The 23,172-nt window shown below is 41.9% G+C and carries 22 protein-coding genes; 8 read left to right on the top strand and 14 right to left on the bottom strand.

Going from position 1 to position 23,172, the window contains the following annotated elements; translation table 11 throughout:
- Positions 1-88: 88 nt before the first annotated feature.
- The 5 genes from AS141_RS09650 to AS141_RS09630 all read right to left on the bottom strand — a co-directional run bounded on the left by AS141_RS09650 (position 89) and on the right by AS141_RS09630 (position 7,328).
- Complete coding sequence (locus AS141_RS09650; protein ID WP_057937439.1) at positions 89-802, bottom strand: 2-phosphosulfolactate phosphatase; 714 nt, start codon at positions 800-802, stop codon at positions 89-91.
- Positions 803-1,897, bottom strand: a complete 1,095-nt coding sequence (gcvT, locus tag AS141_RS09645) for a glycine cleavage system aminomethyltransferase GcvT (RefSeq protein WP_057937438.1) — start codon at positions 1,895-1,897, stop codon at positions 803-805. It lies immediately after the preceding gene.
- A gap of 148 nt (positions 1,898-2,045) precedes the next feature.
- Positions 2,046-3,401 carry a RagB/SusD family nutrient uptake outer membrane protein gene (locus tag AS141_RS09640; protein ID WP_057937437.1) on the bottom strand — a complete coding sequence of 452 codons (1,356 nt, stop codon included), beginning with the start codon at positions 3,399-3,401 and terminating at the stop codon, positions 2,046-2,048.
- Positions 3,402-3,406: 5 nt separating this feature from the next.
- On the bottom strand, positions 3,407-6,499 hold the full coding sequence (locus AS141_RS09635) for a SusC/RagA family TonB-linked outer membrane protein (protein WP_057937436.1): 3,093 nt from the start codon (positions 6,497-6,499) through the stop codon (positions 3,407-3,409).
- A 502-nt stretch (positions 6,500-7,001) separates the two neighbouring features.
- Entirely contained in the window at positions 7,002-7,328 is a 327-nt protein-coding gene (locus AS141_RS09630; protein ID WP_057937435.1) for a HesB/IscA family protein, read from the bottom strand.
- A 90-nt stretch (positions 7,329-7,418) separates the two neighbouring features.
- Here AS141_RS09630 and mce point away from each other — a divergent pair, with 90 nt between their 5' ends.
- Positions 7,419-7,823, top strand: coding sequence for a methylmalonyl-CoA epimerase (gene mce, locus AS141_RS09625; protein ID WP_057937626.1), 405 nt, complete (start codon positions 7,419-7,421; stop codon positions 7,821-7,823).
- Between the two features lie 229 nt (positions 7,824-8,052).
- The gene (gene thiL / locus AS141_RS09620) at positions 8,053-9,081 is read left to right on the top strand and encodes a thiamine-phosphate kinase (RefSeq protein WP_057937434.1); all 1,029 of its coding nucleotides are present in this window, start codon (positions 8,053-8,055) and stop codon (positions 9,079-9,081) included.
- A gap of 242 nt (positions 9,082-9,323) precedes the next feature.
- Here thiL and tsf read toward each other — a convergent pair whose 3' ends face one another.
- From tsf to AS141_RS09580, 8 genes are all read right to left on the bottom strand, one after another.
- Complete coding sequence (gene tsf / locus AS141_RS09615; protein WP_057937433.1) at positions 9,324-10,154, bottom strand: translation elongation factor Ts; 831 nt, start codon at positions 10,152-10,154, stop codon at positions 9,324-9,326.
- A 148-nt stretch (positions 10,155-10,302) separates the two neighbouring features.
- Complete coding sequence (rpsB, locus tag AS141_RS09610) at positions 10,303-11,064, bottom strand: 30S ribosomal protein S2 (RefSeq protein ID WP_057937432.1); 762 nt, start codon at positions 11,062-11,064, stop codon at positions 10,303-10,305.
- A gap of 33 nt (positions 11,065-11,097) precedes the next feature.
- Positions 11,098-11,484 (bottom strand): 30S ribosomal protein S9, encoded by a 387-nt coding sequence (gene rpsI, locus AS141_RS09605; RefSeq protein ID WP_057937431.1) that lies wholly within the window; start codon positions 11,482-11,484, stop codon positions 11,098-11,100.
- A 9-nt stretch (positions 11,485-11,493) separates the two neighbouring features.
- Positions 11,494-11,937 (bottom strand): 50S ribosomal protein L13, encoded by a 444-nt coding sequence (gene rplM / locus AS141_RS09600; RefSeq protein ID WP_057937430.1) that lies wholly within the window; start codon positions 11,935-11,937, stop codon positions 11,494-11,496.
- Between the two features lie 180 nt (positions 11,938-12,117).
- Entirely contained in the window at positions 12,118-12,828 is a 711-nt protein-coding gene (locus tag AS141_RS09595) for an RluA family pseudouridine synthase (RefSeq protein ID WP_057937429.1), read from the bottom strand.
- Between the two features lie 78 nt (positions 12,829-12,906).
- Positions 12,907-13,983, bottom strand: coding sequence for a sensor histidine kinase (locus tag AS141_RS09590; RefSeq protein ID WP_057937428.1), 1,077 nt, complete (start codon positions 13,981-13,983; stop codon positions 12,907-12,909).
- Positions 13,984-14,676 carry a response regulator transcription factor gene (locus tag AS141_RS09585; protein ID WP_057937427.1) on the bottom strand — a complete coding sequence of 231 codons (693 nt, stop codon included), beginning with the start codon at positions 14,674-14,676 and terminating at the stop codon, positions 13,984-13,986. It abuts the gene before it with no gap.
- A 151-nt stretch (positions 14,677-14,827) separates the two neighbouring features.
- Positions 14,828-15,619, bottom strand: coding sequence for a DUF3108 domain-containing protein (locus AS141_RS09580; protein WP_057937426.1), 792 nt, complete (start codon positions 15,617-15,619; stop codon positions 14,828-14,830).
- A gap of 180 nt (positions 15,620-15,799) precedes the next feature.
- On the opposite strand from AS141_RS09580, the gene recA reads away from it, so the two are divergent.
- Positions 15,800-16,834: a recombinase RecA gene (gene recA / locus AS141_RS09575; protein WP_057937425.1), complete on the top strand. Its 1,035-nt coding sequence runs from the start codon at positions 15,800-15,802 to the stop codon at positions 16,832-16,834.
- A gap of 91 nt (positions 16,835-16,925) precedes the next feature.
- On the opposite strand, the gene AS141_RS09570 is transcribed toward recA, so the two are convergent.
- Entirely contained in the window at positions 16,926-18,173 is a 1,248-nt protein-coding gene (locus tag AS141_RS09570; protein ID WP_057937424.1) for an ABC transporter permease, read from the bottom strand.
- A gap of 116 nt (positions 18,174-18,289) precedes the next feature.
- Here AS141_RS09570 and queA point away from each other — a divergent pair, with 116 nt between their 5' ends.
- The 5 genes from queA (at position 18,290) to AS141_RS09545 (ending at position 22,966) form a co-directional block, all read left to right on the top strand.
- Positions 18,290-19,339, top strand: a complete 1,050-nt coding sequence (gene queA, locus AS141_RS09565; RefSeq protein WP_057937423.1) for a tRNA preQ1(34) S-adenosylmethionine ribosyltransferase-isomerase QueA — start codon at positions 18,290-18,292, stop codon at positions 19,337-19,339.
- A 101-nt stretch (positions 19,340-19,440) separates the two neighbouring features.
- Positions 19,441-20,130 (top strand): 2-C-methyl-D-erythritol 4-phosphate cytidylyltransferase, encoded by a 690-nt coding sequence (locus AS141_RS09560; protein WP_057937422.1) that lies wholly within the window; start codon positions 19,441-19,443, stop codon positions 20,128-20,130.
- Between the two features lie 216 nt (positions 20,131-20,346).
- Positions 20,347-21,174, top strand: coding sequence for a LiaF transmembrane domain-containing protein (locus tag AS141_RS09555; RefSeq protein WP_057937421.1), 828 nt, complete (start codon positions 20,347-20,349; stop codon positions 21,172-21,174).
- A 29-nt stretch (positions 21,175-21,203) separates the two neighbouring features.
- Entirely contained in the window at positions 21,204-22,244 is a 1,041-nt protein-coding gene (locus AS141_RS09550) for a sensor histidine kinase (protein ID WP_232424862.1), read from the top strand.
- Positions 22,241-22,966 carry a LytR/AlgR family response regulator transcription factor gene (locus tag AS141_RS09545; RefSeq protein ID WP_057937420.1) on the top strand — a complete coding sequence of 242 codons (726 nt, stop codon included), beginning with the start codon at positions 22,241-22,243 and terminating at the stop codon, positions 22,964-22,966. Before AS141_RS09550 ends, AS141_RS09545 begins: the two co-directional genes overlap by 4 nt.
- Positions 22,967-23,172 lie beyond the last annotated feature (206 nt).

Here is a 23,172-nt window from a genome sequence, read left to right as displayed (position 1 = left end):
AAATGGGGGAAAATAGTCCTATTAAAAACAAAACCCGATAGAAATCATATCGGGTTTTGTAGCGTGGATTTTAAGTAAGAGTATGAAATTACCAATTGCCCACCGCAATTAATGTTTCATTTTCCACCTTTCCTACCAATGAAAATAGATCTAAGGTCAGGCAAAAATCTATATCTGAATCGATGTTATGATTTTGAAGACGCTTGGCATGTGATGCTTGGGATAGAAACCCCTTCAGGTCGTGCCCCTCCTTTTCATAGAGAGATTTCATTGCTATGGCTCCGTCATCCTCTGCCGCATGGGTAACTTCCAGCGCTTTTGCCAGTGCTCCTGCATAAAGGGAATCTTCCAGATTGAATTTTCCTTTCCATCCCGCACAGTGGATCAAGACATCCTTATGTCGGGATTGGATGTAACGGACAGTTGCTTGAAGATTGGGAAAAGCACCGATTAGAATTTCATCAGCTCCAATTGATTTAGAAATCGCCAGCGTTCCATTCGTCGTGGTCATTGCAAGTTTTTTCCCTTGAAATTCCCCGCTAAGATAGGAGAGAGGAGAATTTCCTAGCTGGAATCCATCAGCAGTGATTCCATTTCTCTCACCGGCAATCAGGTAATCGCTGACTGCCATAGCACGGCATTCCTCTAGATCAGCACAAGTTTTTATTTCAGAGATTCCATTGGCCAGAGCAGCTACCATGGTAGAGGTGGCACGAAATATATCGACCACCACCACAATTTTTCCCTGCAGATCGTGCAAGTGAATCAGTTCAGGACTGAAGCAGATTTCTACTTGTTGCATTTATTTTTTTAACAGTGGAAGCTTTTCCACTTTAGCTTTAAGGTTCTTGTTCCGTACTTGGATGAAAATGTCAGTTCCGGCTTTACTGAATTCGGTTTTCACATATCCCAAGCCGATTCCTACTCCCATGCTTGGAGATTGAGTGCCTGAAGTTACTTCACCGATTTCATTGCTTTCTGCATCAACAATTTTATAATGTCCTCTTGGAATACCCCTTTCCTGCATGATAAAGCCAACCAATTTCTTGGAAACGCCAGCCTCTTTTTGGGCTTTTAGCGCTTCGGAATTGGTGAAATCTTTGGTGAATTTGGTAATCCATCCCAATCCTGCCTCCAGCGGGGAAGTGGTATCCGTGATGTCGTTTCCGTAGAGACAATAGCCCATTTCCATCCGGAGTGTATCTCTTGCTCCCAGACCGATAGGCTTGATGTCAAAGGCTTTTCCTGCTTCGAAAATAGCATTCCAAACTTTTTCAGCATCTTCATTTTTTACATAGATTTCAAATCCACCAGCTCCCGTATAGCCGGTTCCAGAAATAATCACATCCTGGACTCCGGCAAATTCCCCTACGGTGAAATGATAGAATTTCACATCAGAAAGATTCACTGGAGTCAACCTCTGGACAGCTTCGATAGCCTTTGGGCCTTGGATGGCAAAAAGTGAAATTCCGTCCGAGATGTTAGTGAGCTTAGCGCCCATCGTATTGAGGTTGTTTACCCAAGCCCAATCTTTGTCAATATTGGAAGCATTTACCACGAGCATGTATTTCTGGTCATCAAACTTGTAAACGATCAGATCGTCCACAATTCCACCGGTTTCATTGGGAAAGCAAGAATATTGTGCCTGACCATTGACGATTTTGGAGGCATCGTTTGAGGTTACTTTTTGGATCAGATTCAGCGCTTCTGGACCTTCCACCATGAATTCACCCATATGGGACACATCAAAAACGCCAACGCCAGTCCTTACACAAAGGTGCTCTTCATTGTCTGAACTGTAGCGTACAGGCATATTATATCCTGCAAAAGGCACCATTTTGCCGCCAAGGGCAACGTGCAAGTCATTGAGTTGGATTTTTTTGATTTGCTCTTCCATAGTTGGGGTTTATATAATGGCTGCAAAGGTAAGAAATGGAGCCATCGAAATTAAATTACTCTCCTAAAATGATGGTTATTTAAAAGAAAAGGCTGCCTTCATCTGCGAAAGCAACCTTTTCTAAGACATATTAAATTAATGAGAATTTCTAGTATCCTGGATTTTGGACCAGGTTATTGTTGACTTCGATTTCCTGAAGAGGGATTGGCCATAGAACACGGAATTGCTCGTTGGCTGGAAAAAGTTCTGAGACTAGCCCATATCTCTGTAGATCGGAGTAACGATGTCCTTCGAAAGCGAATTCAAATCTTCTTTGAACCAGTATTTCATCCAAGGCACTCTGTACAGTAGGAAGGTCTGTGGTTGTTAATTCTTCCAATCCGGCTCTTGCTCTGATTACATTGATGTCGTCAAGGATACTAAGGTTTGATAATGCTCCTGTTCCTGCTGCCCTTGCATTTGCTTCCGAACGGACCAGATACATTTCAGCTAATCTTAGAAGGGGGACATTGTCATCATTAGTGGAAGATCTGTAATATTTAACAGCCCTCAATCTTGTGCCGTCATCCAAAACAGATGCATCAAATCTCACATCCCCCTGATCCGCTGAAGCCTGAAATTCAGTGAAAAAAGGAGGTCTTAGATAAAATTTCTGACCACCTGTAGATGGGTCAGAGGCAATGGCAAGTAGACTTTGATCACCATCGACATTCGTGAAATTAAGCTCCAGTATCATCTCATTGTTTCCCTTTATGGAGAATAGGTCCGAGTATGAAGTTTGAAGGGTGTAATTCCCCGATTCGATAACTTCGGAAGCTTTGGTTGCCGCTTCGGCAAAATTCCCTGCCTGTAAATGTATACGGGCAAGCAATGCAGTGGCAGCCAAAGAACCAGCTCTAAAAGGCCTGTCGGGCGTGTCTCCCATATTGGCTTCGGCAAAAGTCAATTCACTTATGAGAAAGTTATAGACTTCTTCTTCCGAAGCCCGGGCAGATAGATCTAGAGAAGCTGTATTTTCTATAAAGTCTGTGATAATCGGTACGCCTCCGAAGACTCTTAACAGATCAAAATGTACAAAAGCCCGAAGGAAACGCGCTTCCGCTTCTATTGCAGTAGCTTCTTCCGCCGTGATATTATCTACAGAAGGAATTGAGTAAAGCACGAAATTCGCATTTCGGATTACCTCATACATTCTCCTCCACGTAGTTCTAAGTTGTAGGTTAGAAGGATTTATTCTTCTAGAACTTACTTCTTGGTCAGTAGTAAATGTCCCTGAATGTGCAAGATTGTCAGTATATGTGTCTTGATATAACAAGTACCTGAATCCATAATAATCCTCGCTTTGCATACCGTCATACATCCCTTTAAGGGCAAGCTGTATGCCTGCATTGGTGGTGATAGCACCATCCACTTCGATTTGATTGACAGGCTCTTGATCCAGTGTGTCACAGGAAACAGCAAAGAGTGCCAATACGATATATTGATATATGTTTTTTCTATTCATGACGATTAAAATCCAATGTTTGCGCCGAAAGTATAGGTTCTTGGTTGCGGAAATGTGTAGAAGTCAACTCCAATGGTTGTATTAGAGGTTCCATCAAAATTCACTTCCGGGTCAAATCCGGAGTAGTCTGTAAATGTAAATAGGTTTTGAGCCTGAGCATATAGCCTTACACTTCTCAAATTCAATCGCTCGATCAAAGGTTGGGGAAGCTTGTATCCCAGAACTAGGTTTTTTACACGTAGGTAAGAGCCATCCTCAATAAATCTACTGGAATTGGACTGGTTATTTCTATTGGCTGATACGTCTACCGAAGCTCTTGGAATTGATCCATTGCCTGGGTTAGCTTCTGATCTCCACCTTCCTTCCACAGTAGCTTTGTTGTTATCATCGAAGTAGTTTGCAAACATCCCTTCCTGGTAAGATCCTGCAGCATTCCAAATTTCATTTCCATAAGAAAACTGCATGAAGAGCTGTAAGTCAAATCCTTTGTAAGTCAATGTGTTTGTAAAGCCTCCAAAGAACTTAGGTTGGGCATTTCCGGTAATTGTATAATCATCATCAGTGATAATTCCATCATTATTGACATCTCTATAGTTGATGTCACCGGCTTGAATTCCAAATTCTTGCCTAGATTCCGGGACATCAGCTTGAGTCGCAAATACACCATCGGAGATTAGCCCGTAGAATGTTCCGATCGGTTGGCCTTCTCTCAATACGATGGAATTGCCTCCAAAACCGTAGAATACATCTTCGCCGTTATACAGTTCAAGTATTTTATTTTTGTTGAAGGTTAAGTTTAGATCAGTTCTCCAACTGAGACCATTTGGCTTGTCCACGTTGACAGTTGAAAGGGTGAATTCCCACCCCTTGTTTTCGACAGATCCTATATTGGATTGGTAATTGAGGTACCCATTCTGGGTAGGTAGAGGCCTGGCAAATAACAAATCTGTGGTCTTTTTGTAATAGTAATCAGCTATTAGAGTTACTCGACCGTTGAAAATTCCAAGATCTATACCGATGTCAGTTTGGGAAGTGTTTTCCCATTTCAGATCAGGATTTCCCAATTGAACAGGGACAATGGTAGGTGCGCCCAAATAATTTCCGGACCCAACTAGTCCTCTCCAGGAGAAGTTTCCGATTTCCTGATTTCCTGTAAGTCCAAATGAACCGCGGATTTTTAGATCAGAGAACAGATCTACGTCTTTCATGAAATTCTCTTCGTTTATTCTCCACCCTGCTGATATTGAAGGGAAATAACCCCACCTGTTATTTGGGCCAAATCGGGATGAGGCGTCTGCTCTGAATGAAGCACTCATAAGGTACTTTTCATTGTAGTTATAATTAACTCTACCGAAATAGGATTCCAGACCCCACCCTACATAATTATTGGTGCCTTCGTTTACCAATGCAGCTGCCCCAATGTATCTAAATCTCTCTCCCGGGAATTGAATGCCCCTGACAAAAGAGGATGAGATAAGGTTTTCTTCTCTGTTGTGGCCTGCTACAATACTTAGATTATGGGTTTCATTGAATGTATTCGTGTAATCAACAAACACTTCGGCCACCCATTTGATTGGGTTGAATGTGCCAAATGAACCAGATCCACCTTCTGCAGCAGAGGAACTGCCAGGATAATTATTTGCGGTGTACCTTCTTTCCTGAAAATTCAGGATATCTGCTCCACCACGCACATTTACATTAAGTCCTTCAAGAATTCGGTATTTGCCAAGAACATTGGTAAAAATCCGAATGGATTGGTTGTCATTATCATTTTCAGTTCCTTCAGCTACCGGATTGGAATAGAAAAACTGAGGGCGTGTATAGCTTCCGTCTTCTTCATAAACAGGCCACAAAGGTGAGGCTGCCAACGAGTTTGCAAAAGGACCATTCAGGGTATTGTCAGATACTATTCTATTCTGAATAGCTCTACTGATTCCCGAATTAAATGAAATATCAAAGCGATCGCTTACTTTATGATCTAAATTGAAACGGGTAGAAATTCTGCTGTACCTTGAATTGATTACAGTTCCTTGTTGATCAAAGTAGTTTCCTGATAAGTAGTATTTAGTCTTTTCATTTCCGCCGCTTACACTGAGTTCATAGTTTTGTATGGGAGCGCTTCTGGTCACCTGATCTACCCAGTCAGTATTTACAGTTTCTTCGTAAGGAATACCACCATAGAACCAATCCAGTAAATCAGTGTCACTCACATCTGCTCTGTCAATTTCGAAATCAGCAGCTACAAAGTCCCCTATTGCGTCATTCATGAGATCCAGGTAACCTCTTCTATCCAAGAAATCAGGTTTTTTCCAGAGTTGCTGAGTTCCTCCGTATACATTAAGGTTAATTTGGGTTTTTTGATCAGCCCCTCTCTTAGTTGTAATTAACACAACCCCATTAGCGGCTCTTGAGCCATAAATAGCGGCTGCAGCAGCATCTTTTAACACCTCCATTGATTCAATATCGCTTGGGTTAAGATCTGCAAGAGCGTTGGTGGTTTGGCCTCCAAAACCTAGCTGCGATGGATCTCCGGTGGTCATAGGAACTCCGTCAATGACAAATAAAGGCTGGTTAGATGCCGATATGGACGAAGACCCTCTGATACGCATGGAAATACCTGCGCCCGGAGTCCCTGAATTTTGCGTGATTTGAACGCCGGCAATCCTTCCCTGGAGGGCTTGGTCTACTCCTAAAGCCGGCACATCACGAATCGCCTCGGCATTTATCTGTCCCACAGAACCTGTTAATTCCCGCTTTTCCACAGTGCCATAACCTACGATTACAACTTCTCCCAATACCTTGGCGTCTTCTCCCATAGTCAAGTCTATGGTACTTTGATTTTCGATGAGAATCTCTTGGGTAGTGAATCCTACAAATGAAAAGACCAATGTCTCTCCTGAGGCCGCTTCGATGGAGTATTTTCCATCTAAGTCCGTGATAGTGCCCGTAGTGGTGCCCTTCACTCTGATGTTAACTCCCGGCAAAGGAAGATTGTCCTCTCCGGAAATAATCACACCAGAAATAGTTCGATTTTGAGCTAATGACTCTATGCTGAAGAGCATGAAAAGAGCCAGTAGACTTAGTAAACTTTTCTTCATTTAAGTTGATTTAAGTTTATGGAAAATAGTTGACTATCTATGAATAACCTAATCAAATTTATACGTTTAGTTCGAAAGAAATGTTATAGATATCAACTTTCTGCATCTTTTTGTTATAATTAACCTGTTTTTAATTATACAAGTGGAGAGGTGTGTTTTTAGCTCACCACCAAGAGTGAAAAATGATCAAAAGCATATTGCTGCTGGATGAAGTGCTTAAGTTGCTTTGATTTTTCTTTACGGACTATATTCCTCATTTAACGTTCATAACAGGTTAACGAAATAATAAAAACTACATGAACTTGGATTCTCTACCGTGCAGAGGCCAAGTATGGATGGATTAGAGGGTTGTCAAGTACAATAAGTGGTACTCAATGCCTATTTCAGCGTATAGCCGTAGTTTCTAACAGAAACTTTCAAAAAAGAAAGGCACTAAAAAAGAAAGGCACTAAAATAGTTAGCGCCTTTTCTATATAGGATTTGGAAAAGAGTTTATATGGATCTATACTGAGAAGCTTTCGCCGCATCCACATGTTCTGCTGGCGTTTGGATTGACGAACTGGAAGCCTTTTCCATTTAATCCATCCGTAAATTCCAGCGTAGTTCCAGCCAGATAAAGTAAGCTTTTTCTATCCACAAGAATTTTCACTCCTTTATCTTCAAATACGTGGTCAGTCTCCACCTGGGTGCCATCAAAGCCCAAGTCGTACATGAGACCTGAGCAGCCCCCACCTTTCACCGAAACGCGGATATTTTCATTTTCTGCGCGTCCTTCCTCTTTTTTGAGCTCCAGGATGCGCTCTTTGGCTTTGTCAGAAACGATTATCATATCTTTATTTATTACTTTGTCTTAAGTTGAAGTATGGGGAAAACAGCAGTTTACCCAAAAAGATTCAGTGCAAATATAGCAAATTTAAACATGAGGAAAATCGAGCATATAGGGATAGCTGTGAAGAATCTGGAAAGTTCAAATTCCCTTTTCAAAAAATTATTGGGGAAAAAGCATTTTAAAATAGAGGAAGTTGAGGGAGAGAATGTAGCTACTTCCTTTTTCCAAGTCGGGGAAACGAAAGTGGAACTGCTTCAGGCAACTGATGAAAGTAGTCCAATTGCCAAATACTTGGAAAAAAGATCGGAAGGAGTGCATCATATCGCATTTGATGTGGAGGATATCTATTCTGAAGTTGAGCGCTTGAAAGCTGAAGGCTTCGAAATCCTGAATGAAACGCCAAAACTGGGCGCGGACAATAAATTAGTGGTATTTTTACATCCTAGAAGCACAAATGGGGTATTGATCGAATTGTGTCAGGAGAGGAGGGGCTAATTGAAAAATTGGGAGATTTGAATTGACTGTCCGCCTTGGTGGTGAAAAATTCAGCAGTGAAGATTGAGCGAGGTGACAAAGTTGAATAGTGATAAAGTTTGTAGAAAGACATCAACTTTGCTGTTCATCTGGTAATTCGTCCTTCGTAAATCTGATTTTCTAGTAGATACCAAAAGATTAAATGAATTAAAACTGTTGCGCCGTTGTGTCGCTGCGAGAGAGAAATATTATGTCAGAAAAGAGAACAGAAATAAGTGATTTGGGTGAATTCGGCTTGATCGATCATCTGAATGAAAAAGTAATTATTAAAAATTCCAGTACGTTGAAAGGCATTGGAGACGACGCTGCAGTGATTGAAGGCGGTGAACTGGTGAAAGTCATTACCACGGATCTATTGGTTGAAGGCGTGCATTTTGATTTATCCTATGCGCCTTTGCCTCATCTAGGGTTCAAGGCTGTGGCGGTCAATATATCCGATGTGGCTGCTATGAATGCTATTCCAAGGCAGATCACAGTAAGCATTGCGCTTTCAAACAGGTTCTCTGTGGAGGCAATAGATGCGCTTTACGAAGGTATTCATGCTGCGTGCGAGCACTACGGAGTAGATTTGATAGGTGGTGATACTACTGCTTCAAGAAGTGGTCTGGTGATCTCTGTGACCGCTATTGGGGAAGCCAAGCCTGAGCAAGTCTCTTATAGATCCGGAGCCAAGGAAAATGATATTCTTTGTGTGACAGGTGATCTTGGTGCAGCTTTGGTGGGATTGCAGATTTTGGAGCGTGAGAAGGAGGTTTTCCTGGCGAACCCGGACATGAAGCCGGATTTGGGTAAGTATACTATTGTGACAGGACGCCAGCTTAAGCCTGATGCGCGGGTGGACATCATCCATGAGCTTCGGGAAATGGAAGTGGTGCCGACCAGTATGATGGATATTTCGGATGGACTGGCTTCTGAGATTTTCCATATCTGCAAAGCTTCAGGGGTAGGTGCTACGATCTATGAAGACAAGCTTCCTATTGACAAGCAGACGTTTGATACTGCGGTGGAGTTGAATCTCGATCCAATCACCTGTGTGATGAATGGGGGAGAGGATTATGAGTTGCTATTCACCATTGACCAAAAAGATTTCACGAAGCTGGAGAAGCATCCGGACATCCACTTTATTGGACATATTACAAAGTCTGAAGAAGGGAAATTCCTGGTCACCAAAAGCGGGACCGCTGTACAGATCAAGGCACAGGGATGGAAGCACTTTTGATTGAATATGATAGCTGCAAATATACCCTAAGCCTTAATTTCTTTACTCACCAGGTAATCATTACTCACCCGGGAAGAAGACCGAAAACGGAAGGCAGAAGTGCAGCATTGAATAAATGTTGACTTAATGCTAGAATGCTTTAGTATTTTCACCAGTAGAAATGCGTACCTATATTTAAAAAGCAAAAACCTCTTCAATTAATTTTGAAGAGGTTTTTTTATACGTTTAAGGACCTTTTCGGATTAACCGATAGATACTCTTTTGAATGCGGATACGGTCATACCTTTGCTCACGCCGTCAAGGTATTGAGCAATCGTTTTGTTGTTGTCTTTTACAAAAGACTGGCTCAACAAGGTGTTTTCTTTGTAGAATTTGTTCAGTTTACCCAAAGCGATTTTCTCAAGCATTTCTTCAGGCTTGCCTTCAGCTCTGGCTTGCTCTTTTCCTACTTCGATTTCTCTTTCTACTACAGAAGAATCCACGCCGTCTTTGTCAAGAGCTACTGGATTCATAGCTGCAATCTGCATTGCAACGTCTTTTCCAGCTTCTTCTACGTCTGTACCTCCTGTATTAGTCAATCCTACCAATACACCTAATTTACCGTTAGAATGGATGTAAGGAACTACTGTTTCAGCAGAAATCACTTCATAATGGGAGATTTCAAGTTTCTCACCGATCTTACCGGTCATTTCTGTGATTTTCTCTGCTACAGTGATGTTTTCGAAAGGTAGGGCAAGGATTTCTTCCACAGAAGTTGCTCCATTTTCTACAGCAAGATTAAGTAGAGTATTTGCAAATGCACCGAATTCTTCGTTTTTAGCAACAAAGTCAGTTTCGCAAGTCAGTGTAAGCAATGTTCCTTTGGCGCCATTTTCAGTTACTTTAGTTACGGCTACACCTTCTTTAGTCTCACGATCAGCTCTGGAAGCCGATACTTTTTGACCTTTTTTTCTGAGGATGTCCACAGCTTTTTCGAAATCGCCTTCTGATTCGGTAAGAGCTTTTTTGCAATCCATCATACCGGCACCGGTCATTTGTCTCAGTTTGTTTACTTCTTGTGCAGTAATTGCCATTGTATTGTCAGTTTAAAATTAAACGGATTATGTTTTAGTGGAAAGTTTTACTTGCCGGGCCTCAAGGCCAATGCAGCTAAAACAAAAAAATTGAACATAGGCCGAAACCTGATGTTCAATTTTAATTTATTTCAAATCAAGTTGTGGATTATTCTTTTGTTTCGGCGTCCACAGCTTTCTTAGCTTCTTCCTCTTCAGAAAGTTTAGCCTCTTCTTTATCTTTCTTACGTTCTGAAAGACCTTCTTCGATTGCTGTGCCGAACGCTTTAACTAGTAAAGAAACGGACTTGAAAGCATCGTCATTAGCAGGGATTGCGAAATCAACCTCATTTGGGTTAGAGTTCGTATCCACCAATGCGAAAACAGGGATACCAAGCTTTTTTGCTTCAGCAATAGCGATGTGTTCTCTTTTGATGTCCACTACAAAAAGCGCTGCAGGGAGTCTGCTTAGGTCAGCGATACCGCCAAGCACGTCTTCCATTTTGTCTTTCTGACGGGAAACCATCAATCTCTCCTTTTTCGCAAGGTTCTTGTAAGCTTCCTCTTTCATCAATTTGTCCAGACCGGACATTTTCTTCAATGATTTACGGATAGTAGCGAAGTTGGTCAACATACCACCTAACCATCTTTCGGTTACGTAAGGCATGTTCAGTCTTTTCGCTTCAGTAGCTACAAGATCTTTCGCTTGCTTTTTGGTAGCAACAAACATCACTTTTTTGCCGGAGCGTACGATTTGCTTGATAGCATTAGATGCTTCGTCGAGGCTAGCAAGCGTTTTGTTTAGATCGATGATGTGGATACCATTTTTCTCCATGAAAATGTATGGAGCCATTCTCGGATCCCACTTTCTCGTCAAGTGTCCGAAGTGGACACCAGCATCTAGTAAGTCTTTATATTCTAATTTGGCCATAATATAATTTGTATATTCTGAAGTAAATCCAGATTAACGTTTTGAGAACTGGAATTTTCTTCTTGCTTTTCTACGTCCTGGCTTCTTACGTTCCACCATTCTAGGATCACGGGTAAGGAAACCTTCTTTTTTCAAGGCAGGTCTGTGCTCGGCGTCAAATTCGCACAAAGCTCTGGATATAGCCATACGGGCTGCTTCAGCCTGACCTTTGATTCCTCCTCCGTCTACATTGATCTGGATGTCGTAGTTGCCTTCCACGCCTACTAGGGCCAATGGCTGCTTCACTACGATCTGGTGTAGATCAAAAGGGAAGTAAACTTCCAGAGATCTGTTGTTTACGGTGATTTCGCCTTTTCCCGGAGCCATGTAAATTCTGGCTACAGAGGTTTTTCTTCTACCGATTTTGTTGATCATTTCCATAATAGACGATTAAAGAGTGATGGCTTTAGGCTGCTGTGCCGTATGTGGATGCTCAGATCCTTCATACACGTACAAGTTGCCGTATAATTTTCTTCCCAATCTGTTTTTAGGCAACATGCCCCGTACAGCTTTCTCGATCAAGATTGTAGAAGATTTCTCTTTCAATAGTCTTGGTGTAGAAATACGCTGTCCGCCCGGATAGCCAGTGTGTCTCACATAAACTTTGGAGTCCCACTTGTCACCAGTTAGTCTGATTTTGTCTGAGTTGATTACGATGACATTGTCACCACAATCAGCATGAGGAGTGAAGCTTGGCTTCGTCTTACCTCTTAAGATTTTCGCTACCTCACTAGCCAATCTACCCAAAACTGCTGCTTGGGCATCCACTACCACCCATTGCTTATCTGCAGTCGCGGCATTGGCTGATACGGTCTTATAGCTCAAAGTATCCACTGTGTAACTGTTTAATATTTAGCTTGTTAAATTTATTTCACCCTCAAAAAGGGACACAAAGATAGGAGTATTTTATTTTTGATGCAAAATATTTCCAATACTAAGCCCTAATTTTCACAGGCTTAGCTTTTTACAACCAATATAAATCGGGTTTTTTTCTTGCTTTTTCGTTTGGGGACCTTAGCTGGTTTTCTCGAGTTGATTGACCAAAACCTTGAAATCCTTCGGATAAGGTGCATTCACGAATATTTCCGTGCCGTCCAAACCCTCAAATCCAATCGAATAAGCATGAAGCGAAACCCGCTGCATAATCGGTAATTCTTCTGTCTCTTTTTTTAAATTGAAGCGACGCTTGATAGAAGAAAGGTATAAAGGGTTGCCTCCGTATAAAGTGTCTCCACAAATGGGTGACTTCAGGTAAGCCAGGTGTACCCTGATCTGATGCAGTCTCCCAGTGATGGGCTTGCACTCGACCAGTGTGTGTGCGTAATAAGTCTTCAAGGTATTGAAAACTGTCTGCGCGGGCTTTCCGTCCTTACTTACTTTGGCGATTCCTTTGTTGTTGGCCAAGAGATTTCTGTTCACCAGCTCATTGCTGAATTCCTTGATCCCTTCTACCACTGCATGATAGACCTTGTTTACTTTTCTGCTTTCAAACTGCATAGCCAAATGCCTGTAGGCCGCCGGATTCTTGGCAATCACTAGACATCCTGAGGTTTCCTTGTCCAATCTGTGGCACAGTTGCGAATCGGGGGTGTGCGCCTTGGCAAGGTCTAGGATGTTCTGCGCCTCATGTCTGTCGTCTAAGCTGGACAGATACGGCGGTTTATTGATTACCAGGTAATCCTCGTTTTCAAACAGAATAAGGTTTTCAAAATCTACTTTCTTCATGGATTCTCCTGCCTCTTCAATTGAGGCTGCAAAAGTAGAGAAAAATGAATGGTTAAAAAACTTCTGTGGATTTTATTCTTAGAGCGTTGCCACTTTAAGTTTTTCTTCAGGGGAGTCGGTTTTCACCAAAGGAAGAGAAAAACTAAAAATCGATCCTTTTCCCACCGTAGAACTCACAGAGATCTTACTTTTATGACCTTCCAAGATGTGCTTGACTATGGCCAATCCTAGGCCGGTGCCACCTTCTTTTTTGCTTCTACTTTTCTCCACACGATAGAACCGCTCAAATATCCGCTTCAAATCCTCAGGAGGAATACCCTGCCCATCGTCGGTTACATCTACCTGAATAGTGTTTTTGTGTGTAGTCATAGAAATCTTTACTTCACCGCCAGAGTGGTTGTATTTCATGGCATTGAAGATCAGGTTTTGACAGACACGATAAATCTTCTGCCTATCCCCATTGGTGAGGTAATGCTTGTTTGGCTGTACTTCAAATTCAATGTGTATGTCTCGTTTTGAAGCCTTATGTTCGAGCTCTTCCATTACTTCCTCCAGAAGTTCCTTTAGATCGAATTCCGCAAAATTAAATTTGATCACCCCACTTTCCATTTGGTTGAGTGTAAGGAGATCTTGCACAAGGATATCTAATGAATCGAGACTTTTGGCCGCCCGTTTCAAAAACCGCATGCGGACTTGTTTGTCGTCAATGGCGCCATCCAAAAGTGTATGGATATATCCTTGAGTCGCGAAAATCGGAGTCTTTAGCTCATGGGAAATGTCTGCAATAAATTCCCTACGGAATACAGCATTTTTCTGTAAAGTATCAATTTCCTTTTGCCTGGCTATGGCGTAGGAATTGATGACTTTATTGATTTTGCGTAAGGGCGAAATTGATCCTTTTCTTCCCTTTTCACTGATTTCAGACAAGTCTTTTCGCTGGATTTTTTCAAGCAGGGAATAGATGTCGCCTATTTCTTTGAAAATAAGAAATTCCAGCATGAATGAGATCAGCAGGTAGGAAGATGAAAATGATACTCCCCACGCAACAAAGAGCAGGCTGGGACTTGCTCCGTCTAATAATGACAAAAAAGCCGCAACCAGAGCCGAAATGGCTAAAGCCAGGATCAAAGAAATTCCTCTGGAAGTGGTAAACATTTATTGCCCTAATTCGAATTTATATCCTACTCCTTTTACCGTGGTGATGTAGTCTTCCCCGATTTTCTCACGGACTTTTCTGATATGCACATCCACGGTCCTTGCCAATACAAATACATCTGCACCCCAGATGTTCTGTAGCAGCTCATCTCTGCTGAAAACGATATTAGGATTTTTGGCCAGGAAATACAACAGCTCAAACTCTTTCTTGGGAAGCGTGATTGTCTTCCCTGCTTTGTCAATAGTATAGCTGCCCCGGTCAATGGTTAGATCCCTGATTTTGATCTGGATCTGTTCTTGTTCTTTTTTTGACTCCCGTCTGAACAAGGCGGAAATCCTGCTCATCAATGCCCTTGGCTTAATAGGCTTTGTGATGTAATCATCTGCTCCCACGTCAAATGCCGCCACTTCTGAGTATTCTTCCATACGGGCAGTCAAGAAAATTATAAAGGTATTCTTGAGTTCGGTGATCTGCCGGATCTGCAGGCATGTCTCCACACCATCTTGGTGAGGCATCATGATATCGAGTAATATCACATCAGGTAAAAATTTTGCAGCGATCTTTACCGCTTTCACTCCGTCTTCCGCAGTAGCTACTTCATAGCCTTCTTTTTGGAGATTGTATTTCAGGATTTCAACAATATCAGGTTCGTCGTCAACTACCAGAACTTTGATCTTTTGCTTATCGCTCATCAGTGATTTCTTAATGTTTGGCTTAAAATTAAGAAATATTTAAAGATTGAAGCCAAACAATAGATTGTCGATGCCAGGTCCTTAGCGCGAAAATCATATGAATATTTGGAGAAAGCAGTACTATGTTATGTTAATGTTATGAGATTTTGAATTAATTGTTTTTCAATCCCTTTGCAGAAATGATGTCTAAATTCAATGATCCGATGAAGAGGTTGGCTTTGATTTTTACTGGGATTTTGTTCTGATCCTTTGTTACCCAGACCTTCACAGGGTATTCACCTCTGAATAATTTATTCTTTGGCAACCTGGGGGAGAAAATGTATGTCTCCTTTACCCCAATATTGGTATTGATCTTCTCGGTGCCCTCATAAATTAACTTTATGTTATATATTTCTTTATCAAAGAATCCCTTGATGTTGACTGACTCCCCTTCCTTCAGATTTTGGAGATCCTGGGTTCTCAAGAAGTAAAATCCACTGACTAAATCCTGCACTTGTCCTGGAATATCAAACTCCTTTGTTTCTTTTAGGCGTTTGTTGTCTTTGTCATACAGCTCCATGATGGCCGTATTGTTGCTGTGGTCGAAATACACCTTTTCATGCTTCCTGTATTTCCCCTCTTCTATATGCCGATAAGAGACTGTCGGAAGCATTGTTTCCATATCAATGTAAGTTCCCCAATTATCATTTACTTTTCCGAATATAGTGGCGGCCCCTTTAGTCTTGCCATACACATCAATTTTATAATGGGGTTTATCATTATGGTCTTGGGCTCTTTTGGAAACATGCATTTTTGCATCAGCAAGATTCAGCCACCCATAGGAAACTTCGAAATGAAGCTCTTCCCCAAAACCATAAGGGCCGATGCGCTCAGGCTCCTGTGCTACCAGTGAGGATAAGCCTAAAAAAATCAAAGAAAGTACTGATCCGAGGATTTGTTTCATAAATTAAAGCGACAATACCTGACAAACTAAGTAGTATTCTAGAAGGTATTACGAAAAAACGTGCCGAAAGGCGATTAAAATTACGAATTTGCCTTTTCAAAACAATAGGTGTAGCCGTCTTGCTTATAGCCTGCTGTTTAATTACTTTCATATAACTATAGATTCTAACAAAATAAAAGCATGAGTAATAACGCTGAGAAATTAAAGGCCCTGCAATTGACCATCGACAAGTTGGACAAAACTTACGGGAAAGGTACCGTGATGAAGCTAAGCGACAATAAGGTGGTAGATATTCCGGCCATCTCCACCGGTTCATTAGGTCTGGATATTGCTCTGGGCGTGGGAGGGATTCCGCGCGGTCGCGTGATAGAGATTTATGGACCAGAATCTTCAGGAAAAACCACATTGACTTTGCATTGTATTGCAGAGGCGCAGAAAGCCGGTGGATTAGCGGCCTTCATTGACGCAGAACATGCATTTGATAAGAGCTACGCAGAAAAACTGGGGATCGATACTGAAAATCTTCTAATCTCCCAGCCTGACAATGGGGAGCAGGCGCTGGAAATTGCTGAGCATTTGATCCGCTCAGGAGCTATTGATATTATAGTAATTGATTCGGTGGCTGCTTTGGTGCCGAAGGGCGAACTTGAAGGAGATATGGGGGAGAGCAAAATGGGCTTGCAGGCGAGGTTGATGTCCCAGGCTTTGCGTAAGCTTACCGGTGCGATCAACAAGACGGGTTGCTCCTGTATATTCATTAACCAGCTTCGTGAGAAGATAGGGGTTATGTTTGGAAATCCAGAGACGACCACGGGTGGAAATGCACTGAAATTCTATGCCTCGGTGCGATTGGATATCCGAAGAATAGGGCAGATCAAAGAAAGTGCTGATAATATACTGGGCAATAGAACTAAGGTAAAGGTGGTAAAAAACAAAGTAGCACCGCCATTTAAAGTTGTAGAATTTGACATCATGTACGGGCTTGGGATCTCCAAGGTAGGAGAGATCATTGATCTGGGGGTGGAGTTGGATATTATCAAAAAGGCAGGATCTTGGTTCTCTTATAATGGCGAAAAGCTTGGCCAAGGTCGTGAAGCTGTGAAAATACTTCTATTGGATAATCCTGAATTGATGGATGAACTTGAAGTGAAGATAAAATCTGCATCAGGCTTGTCTTCCTCCAAAGCATCAAGTGTTCCGGTAGAGCAAGAATAAGTCGCAGGATTTGGACTGATTCATATCTTAAAAAGAGGGTGTTCATTGCTGATCACCCTCTTTTTGGTTTATGGCCTAAATATCTCCAGGTTTATGTAGTTCTTATAGCTTCTACGGGGTCCATCCGTGCGGCTAGTGTAGCAGGGACTATCCCGGAAACTACTCCAATGATTGTGGATACCCCAAGTCCTAAAATAATGTTTTTGAAGGAGAGGACGATTTCTAAACTCCCCAGTTGGACAAAAGTCAAGAAATAGACAATAATAATTCCAGCGATCCCACCAATTAAACTTAGGCAAACTGATTCGAAAAGAAATTGAAACAGGATAAAGTAATTTTTTGCTCCCAAGGATTTTTGGATACCAATAATATTGGTTCGCTCACGAACTGATACGAACATAATATTTGCTATGCCAAATCCACCTACAAGAATCGAAAATCCCCCGATTACCCAGCCAGCGACTGAGATTACATCGAAAATAGATCCTATGGCATTCTGTATGAACTCTGTTTTGTTTAAAGCAAAGTTATCTTCATCTCTTGGTCTTAAGCCTCTTTTGGCACGAAGTAACCCCGTCATTTCATTTTCCAGGGTAACTAATCCTATGTCTTCTTCCAGCCCTTTGACCGCGATGGTTGGCTCCATGCCGTTTCTTCCGGTATAATACATTTTATTAAAAGCCCCGTAAGGGATCAGGCAAGCCTCATCCTTCGAAGGTGCGTCAAACAATCCTTCGCCTTCTTCTTCAAACACACCGATCACAGTGAATTTCATCCCTTTTATTTTAATGGATTTACCGATTATTTCTTGCTGCGGATAAAGTGTGTTGGCGATTTTTCTCCCTACAATAGCTAAGTTTCTTGAAGCTTTGATCTCTGACTGGGTAAAATATCTTCCCTCTTCCAGGGTGAAATCATATACATCCTGATAGGAATAAACTGCTCCTGTGAGAGACATGCCTTGGTAGGCGTTACTCCCTGCTTTGACGATAGTATTGGCTGATGCTGAAATAGTAACAGCTTCTGCAGAGGTAAGCCGTTGCTGCAAGAATTCATATTCAGCGACAGTACCTGGAGGCCTGCGGAAGTATTTCCACCAGGGATAGTCCTGTGGGCCACTTGCAAAAGGGAATCGGTCAACCCGCATCACATTCGTCCCTAAAAATGAAAAGGATGATTTAATATTGTTCTCCAAAGAGTCAACCAATGTAAATACTGCGATAATGGCGAAAATACCCACTGTAACTCCCAGAAGGGATAATATGGTACGGGTCAGATTAGTTTTCAATGCCGATATCGCGAAGCGAAAACTTTCCCATGAGAGTTTGAAAAAGAGCATGTTTTTGTAGTTGGTTTAAAACAATTTGTTAAGTTAGCTGAAATTGCCTGATATTGTTAGTATCTTTGCATTTTTTAGAGTTATTCTAAATCACGCAAGACATCTAAAATTTATCTATGAAATTATCGGATTTCAAATTTGACGTTCCAAAAAAGCTAATCTCCCTTTATCCTGCAGCAAACCGGGATGAATCCAGATTGATGGTACTCCATCGGGATACAGGTGAAATTGAACACAGAGTTTTTAAAGATATTACTGAATACTTTGGTGATGGTGATGTCTTTGTTACCAATGATACAAAAGTTTTCCCAGCTAGATTGTACGGAAATAAAGAAAAAACCGGTGCTGAAATCGAAGTTTTTCTTTTGAGGGAACTAAATGCAGAATTGAAACTTTGGGATGTTTTGGTAGATCCAGCGCGAAAAATCAGGGTAGGCAACAAGCTTTATTTTGGTGATTCCGATCTAGTGGCCGAGGTGATTGACAATACCACCTCAAGAGGCCGTACTATTCGGTTCCTGTTTGACGGGACTGAGGAAGAGTTCTATAAGACGATTGATACACTAGGGGAAACCCCGCTTTTGAAGGAATTTATTGAAAGAAAAGTAGAGGCAGAGGATAAAGAAAGGTACCAGACTGTATTCGCTAAAAATGTAGGTGCTGTAGCTGCACCCACTGCAGGCTTGCACTTTACACCCCACTTGTTGAAAAGACTCGAGCTTCAGGGAGTGGATGTCACCCCGATTACACTTCACGTAGGCTTGGGAACATTCCGTCAGGTAGATGTAGAAGATCTGACCAAGCATAAAATGGATTCTGAGAATTATAGCATTCCTGATGAAACTGTTAAGCTTGTAAACAGGTCATTGGATGCCAAAAAGAGAGTGGTAGCTGTAGGCACTACCTCTTTGAAGACTATAGAATCATCTGTGACTGCAAATGGCCGATTGAAAGCAAGTGCGGGCTGGACGGATAAATTTATCATTCCTCCTTACGAATTTAAAATTGCAAATTCCTTGATCACTAATTTTCACCTACCAGAATCAACTCTGCTGATGACAGCGGCAGCTTTTGGTGGCTATGATTTGATAATGAAGGCATACAAAGAAGCCATCAAAGAGAAATATCGATTCTTCTCATACGGAGATGCGATGTTGATCCTTTAATGCTAAAAGCTCCGAAACGGAGCTTTTTTTATTTTCACACATATATAACTTTGCAGTAAAACACGCGGAGATCTGAGTTCTTACTTTTGCGGGAAAATACTATGAGAGATAAAGCGGCAATCCTGGTAGCAGGAGGAAGAGGTACTAGAATGGGCGGGCCAGTGGCCAAGCAATATTTACCGATTGCCGGGCAGCCTGTATTGATGCGGACGCTCTCTGCCTTTTATCGTGCAGATCCAGCTACTGATTTAATTTTGGTGTTGCCCGAAAATGATTTTTTGTACTGGGAGGAACTGTGTTTGGAATATAAGTTCACACTCCCCCATCGATTGGTTGCCGGGGGGAATTCCAGATTTCAATCCGTGAGAAATGGGTTGAAAGCGCTCGATCCTGAAACAAAACTGGTGGCAATCCACGATGGAGTGAGACCATTTGTCATCGATAAAGTTATTTCAGAGAGTTTTGAGGTGGCAGACCGCACCGGAAGTGCGGTAGCGGTGATTTCATTGAAAGACTCAATCAGGAAGCTGACAGACGACGGCAAATCATTCTACGAAGAGCGTCAGTATTTCCGGTTGGTGCAGACTCCGCAGACTTTTCAGGTAGAGAAGATCAAAAAGGCATTCGCTGTGACAGAACTTCCCCAGTTTACCGACGATGCCACGGTCTATGAAAACCAAGGCTGGCAAGTGACACTGATCTCGGGAAATCCTGAGAATATTAAGCTTACCTCACCGGAAGATATGGATTACGCAGAGTTTCTAGCTAGTAAGCAATTGTCAGATCGGTAAAATTCCAGGTTGAAATTTCACCGACTTTTTAGGGAGCTTCACCGACTTTTAGGCTTGATTGACCAGTTGTTTGTTTTAGACTGTGCACCTTTTAGGTACTTTCGGTCATCATATAAATCAACAAAACGATGAAATCAAGCATGACTCAGAGTCACACTCTGGGATGATTATTCAATGCGAGATTCCATATGGCCTTGAAAAACAAATTCTAAACATATGAAGCGAAACCGTATAAACAATAATGATGGGGGAATGATCTTCGGATTCATAATTCTCGCTGTCGGTGTCCTGATTTTACTTAGGAAACTGGATGTTTTTTATCCAGATTGGCTACTATCATGGCCTATGATATTGATTGCAATAGGGGTGATTACCCTGGTCAAGCATGAATTCAAGAGCTTCTTTGGCGTGTTGATGCTAGGGTTGGGATTGTTCTTTCTTTTGGAGCGGGAATTTAATTTCCATTTCGGACTTCAACGTTTCATATTTCCGATAGCACTTATTATGGTGGGAATTTATCTGATTACACAGAAGCGCAAAGAGCAGCAGGTATTAAGCGATATCCAAGATAAAATCAGAGCTAAATCTACTTCTTCCTCCACTTTAGGAGAAGATTACAATAAGGGCGAAAAGACCTCTTTTACCAACCAATCTGCACAGGAGAAATCTTATGTAGGAATGTCTGGGGTGTCCGGTACAAGCTACTCAGATAGTGTATCTATAGATTCTATCATGAGCGGCATCAATAAGCGGATGCTAACTAAGAATTTCCAGGGCGGGAAATTGACTGCGGCATTTGGAGGAATTGACCTGGATCTGACCCAATCGGACTTCTCAGGGATGGTGACACTACAGGTGGATGTGATATTTGGGGCAATCAAACTGGTAGTACCCCCTCACTGGGATGTTCGCGTGGAAGTGACAAATATTGCTGCAGGAGTGGAGGATAAGCGTGTCTATCGTCAGTCTGAGGTAGATCAGGATAAAGTCTTGGTGGTTCGGGGAACTGTTTTCTTCGGAGGTTTGGAAATCAAATCTTATTAACGAAATTCCTTACCCAAAACTCCAATCTTTTGTTCTCAAGAGCATTTTCCAGCCCCGCCAAAAGTAAATGGATTGTCCAGGGAGCCGGAGTAATCTGGTTCCTTGGCACGTTTGGGTTGCTCGCATTTTATGGTGTTCGCCAATCTACAGCGATTGTAGATGCCATGGTTTTTGCATTAATTTTTATTTTTGGAGTCACAATTATAGACCGAACATTCAATTTTTATGTTCCTTCAGGGCGTAACAACGGCATGCTTTTACTATTTCCCCTGCTGTATAGTTTTGTGGCAATTTATTTTCACTACCAGGTCCTGAAGTGGATTTTTGATGAGGATGAATTATATTGGATTTTTCTTCGTGAAAATTTTCTTCTGCGCTGGACTTTTCTTGGAATTGCTGAAATTTTTGTAGCAGTTTTGGCTTTGGCAGTATCCAAACTCGAAGAGCAAAAAGAGGTCAAAAATAGGGAAACTATGATGAATGAGCTATCCCGGGAAGCAGAATTGACACAACTGAGACAACAGCTTCAGCCGCATTTCCTATTCAACAGTCTCAATTCTATCAGTGCGTTGACGGTTTTACAGCCTGCCAAAGCCAGAGAGATGGTGCTTCAGCTTTCGGATTTTCTCCGTGGAACTATACGAAAGGATCACCGGCAGTGGCTTAGCCTTGAAGAGGAACTGAACTATCTTAAGCTATATCTTGATATCGAACGTGTGCGGTTTGGACATAGATTGGATGTGGTTTTTGAAGTTAATGAAGAAGTAAAGCAGCTGCGTTTACCACAATTGCTGATACAACCTTTACTCGAAAATGCCATTAAACATGGACTTTACGGTATCACTGAAGAAGTTAAAATAACGCTCCACGCAATGAAGGAGCAGAATTATTTGATGGTGAAAATTGAGAATCCCTATGATCCTGATGTGGCTGCGCCAAAAGGAGCAGGTTTTGGATTGAGCTCTGTGGACCGCAGATTGTTCTTGCTTTTTGGCAGAAAGGATTTGCTGGAGTCCAAAGCACATGATTCACTTTTCACCGTAATTTTAAAAATCCCCCAACAGAAATGATCAAGACGTTAATCATCGATGATGAGCCTTTGGCGGCGGGTATTGTGCGGGAATTTTTAGCGGATTTTCCTCAGTTTGAACTTGCAGCTGTATGTCAGAATGGGTTCCAGGGTCTTAAAGCTATCCAGGAGCATGAACCTGATCTGATATTCCTGGATGTGCAGATGCCTAAAATCACGGGCTTTGAAATGTTGGAATTATTGGATGATCCACCTGCTGTAATCTTTACTACCGCCTTTGACCAATATGCCCTGAAAGCATTTGATACGATGGCCATTGACTACTTACTCAAGCCATTTTCCCTGGATAGATTTTCCCGGGCCATAGAGAAATTCCTTGCCCAACAAGGGAGTGGGATAGAAAATGTTCAGAAATTTAGCGAATTGGCAGAGAAAAGAAACCGTCTTGTCGTTAGGGTCAAGAACGAAATCAAAATCATTCCAACGCATGAAGTGAGTTTTTTCGAGGCCGAAGATGATTACATAGCCATCCATGCACTTACTGGCAAGTACTTGAAGAAGATGACCATGAGGTCCCTAGAGGAAGCCCTTGATCCAGCAAAGTTTGTGCGTGTACACAGATCTTACCTGATTAATCTGAATGAGATTACCAAAATCGAACCCTATGAGCGGGATAATTATCTGGTGATGTTGCGCGGTGGTAAGAAGGTTCCGGTAAGTAAGACAGGATATTCCCGGCTGAGACAGGTTTTGGGATTGTAGGAAATGAAAATGAACAGTTAACAGTCGCAGTTTTCAGGGGATGGATGGTATTTGGCACAAGTCTTCCTGACTTGTGCCTTTAACAATGCTGTCTTCAGGCTGCTTTGCATTTTAAAATCTCATAATCAGACTTCGACTTTGCTCGGTATTGCCTTGAATATTAGATTGATAGTAGTAATAACAGCCTGCGATCACTGAAAGGTAGT

The sequence above is a fragment of the Algoriphagus resistens genome (assembly GCF_001442615.1).
Classification (GTDB): Bacteria; Bacteroidota; Bacteroidia; order Cytophagales; family Cyclobacteriaceae; genus Algoriphagus; species Algoriphagus resistens.
Note: the sequence above shows the minus strand (reverse complement) of the source record. Positions and strands in the feature narration are given on the sequence as shown.

Coding starts and splice junctions, on each gene's coding strand:
- thiL (WP_057937434.1), top strand. CDS start 8,053: ATGTCAGAAAAGAGAACAGAAATAAGTGATTTGGGTGAATTCGGCTTG.
- rpsI (WP_057937431.1), bottom strand. CDS start 11,484: ATGGAAATGATCAACAAAATCGGTAGAAGAAAAACCTCTGTAGCCAGA.
- queA (WP_057937423.1), top strand. CDS start 18,290: ATGAAATTATCGGATTTCAAATTTGACGTTCCAAAAAAGCTAATCTCC.
- AS141_RS09545 (WP_057937420.1), top strand. CDS start 22,241: ATGATCAAGACGTTAATCATCGATGATGAGCCTTTGGCGGCGGGTATT.
- mce (WP_057937626.1), top strand. CDS start 7,419: ATGAGGAAAATCGAGCATATAGGGATAGCTGTGAAGAATCTGGAAAGT.
- recA (WP_057937425.1), top strand. CDS start 15,800: ATGAGTAATAACGCTGAGAAATTAAAGGCCCTGCAATTGACCATCGAC.
- gcvT (WP_057937438.1), bottom strand. CDS start 1,897: ATGGAAGAGCAAATCAAAAAAATCCAACTCAATGACTTGCACGTTGCC.
- AS141_RS09595 (WP_057937429.1), bottom strand. CDS start 12,828: ATGAAGAAAGTAGATTTTGAAAACCTTATTCTGTTTGAAAACGAGGAT.
- AS141_RS09590 (WP_057937428.1), bottom strand. CDS start 13,983: ATGTTTACCACTTCCAGAGGAATTTCTTTGATCCTGGCTTTAGCCATT.
- AS141_RS09650 (WP_057937439.1), bottom strand. CDS start 802: ATGCAACAAGTAGAAATCTGCTTCAGTCCTGAACTGATTCACTTGCAC.
- AS141_RS09560 (WP_057937422.1), top strand. CDS start 19,441: ATGAGAGATAAAGCGGCAATCCTGGTAGCAGGAGGAAGAGGTACTAGA.
- AS141_RS09640 (WP_057937437.1), bottom strand. CDS start 3,401: ATGAATAGAAAAAACATATATCAATATATCGTATTGGCACTCTTTGCT.
- AS141_RS09570 (WP_057937424.1), bottom strand. CDS start 18,173: ATGCTCTTTTTCAAACTCTCATGGGAAAGTTTTCGCTTCGCGATATCG.
- AS141_RS09630 (WP_057937435.1), bottom strand. CDS start 7,328: ATGATAATCGTTTCTGACAAAGCCAAAGAGCGCATCCTGGAGCTCAAA.
- tsf (WP_057937433.1), bottom strand. CDS start 10,154: ATGGCAATTACTGCACAAGAAGTAAACAAACTGAGACAAATGACCGGT.
- AS141_RS09635 (WP_057937436.1), bottom strand. CDS start 6,499: ATGAAGAAAAGTTTACTAAGTCTACTGGCTCTTTTCATGCTCTTCAGC.
- AS141_RS09555 (WP_057937421.1), top strand. CDS start 20,347: ATGAAGCGAAACCGTATAAACAATAATGATGGGGGAATGATCTTCGGA.
- rpsB (WP_057937432.1), bottom strand. CDS start 11,064: ATGGCCAAATTAGAATATAAAGACTTACTAGATGCTGGTGTCCACTTC.
- AS141_RS09580 (WP_057937426.1), bottom strand. CDS start 15,619: ATGAAACAAATCCTCGGATCAGTACTTTCTTTGATTTTTTTAGGCTTA.
- AS141_RS09585 (WP_057937427.1), bottom strand. CDS start 14,676: ATGAGCGATAAGCAAAAGATCAAAGTTCTGGTAGTTGACGACGAACCT.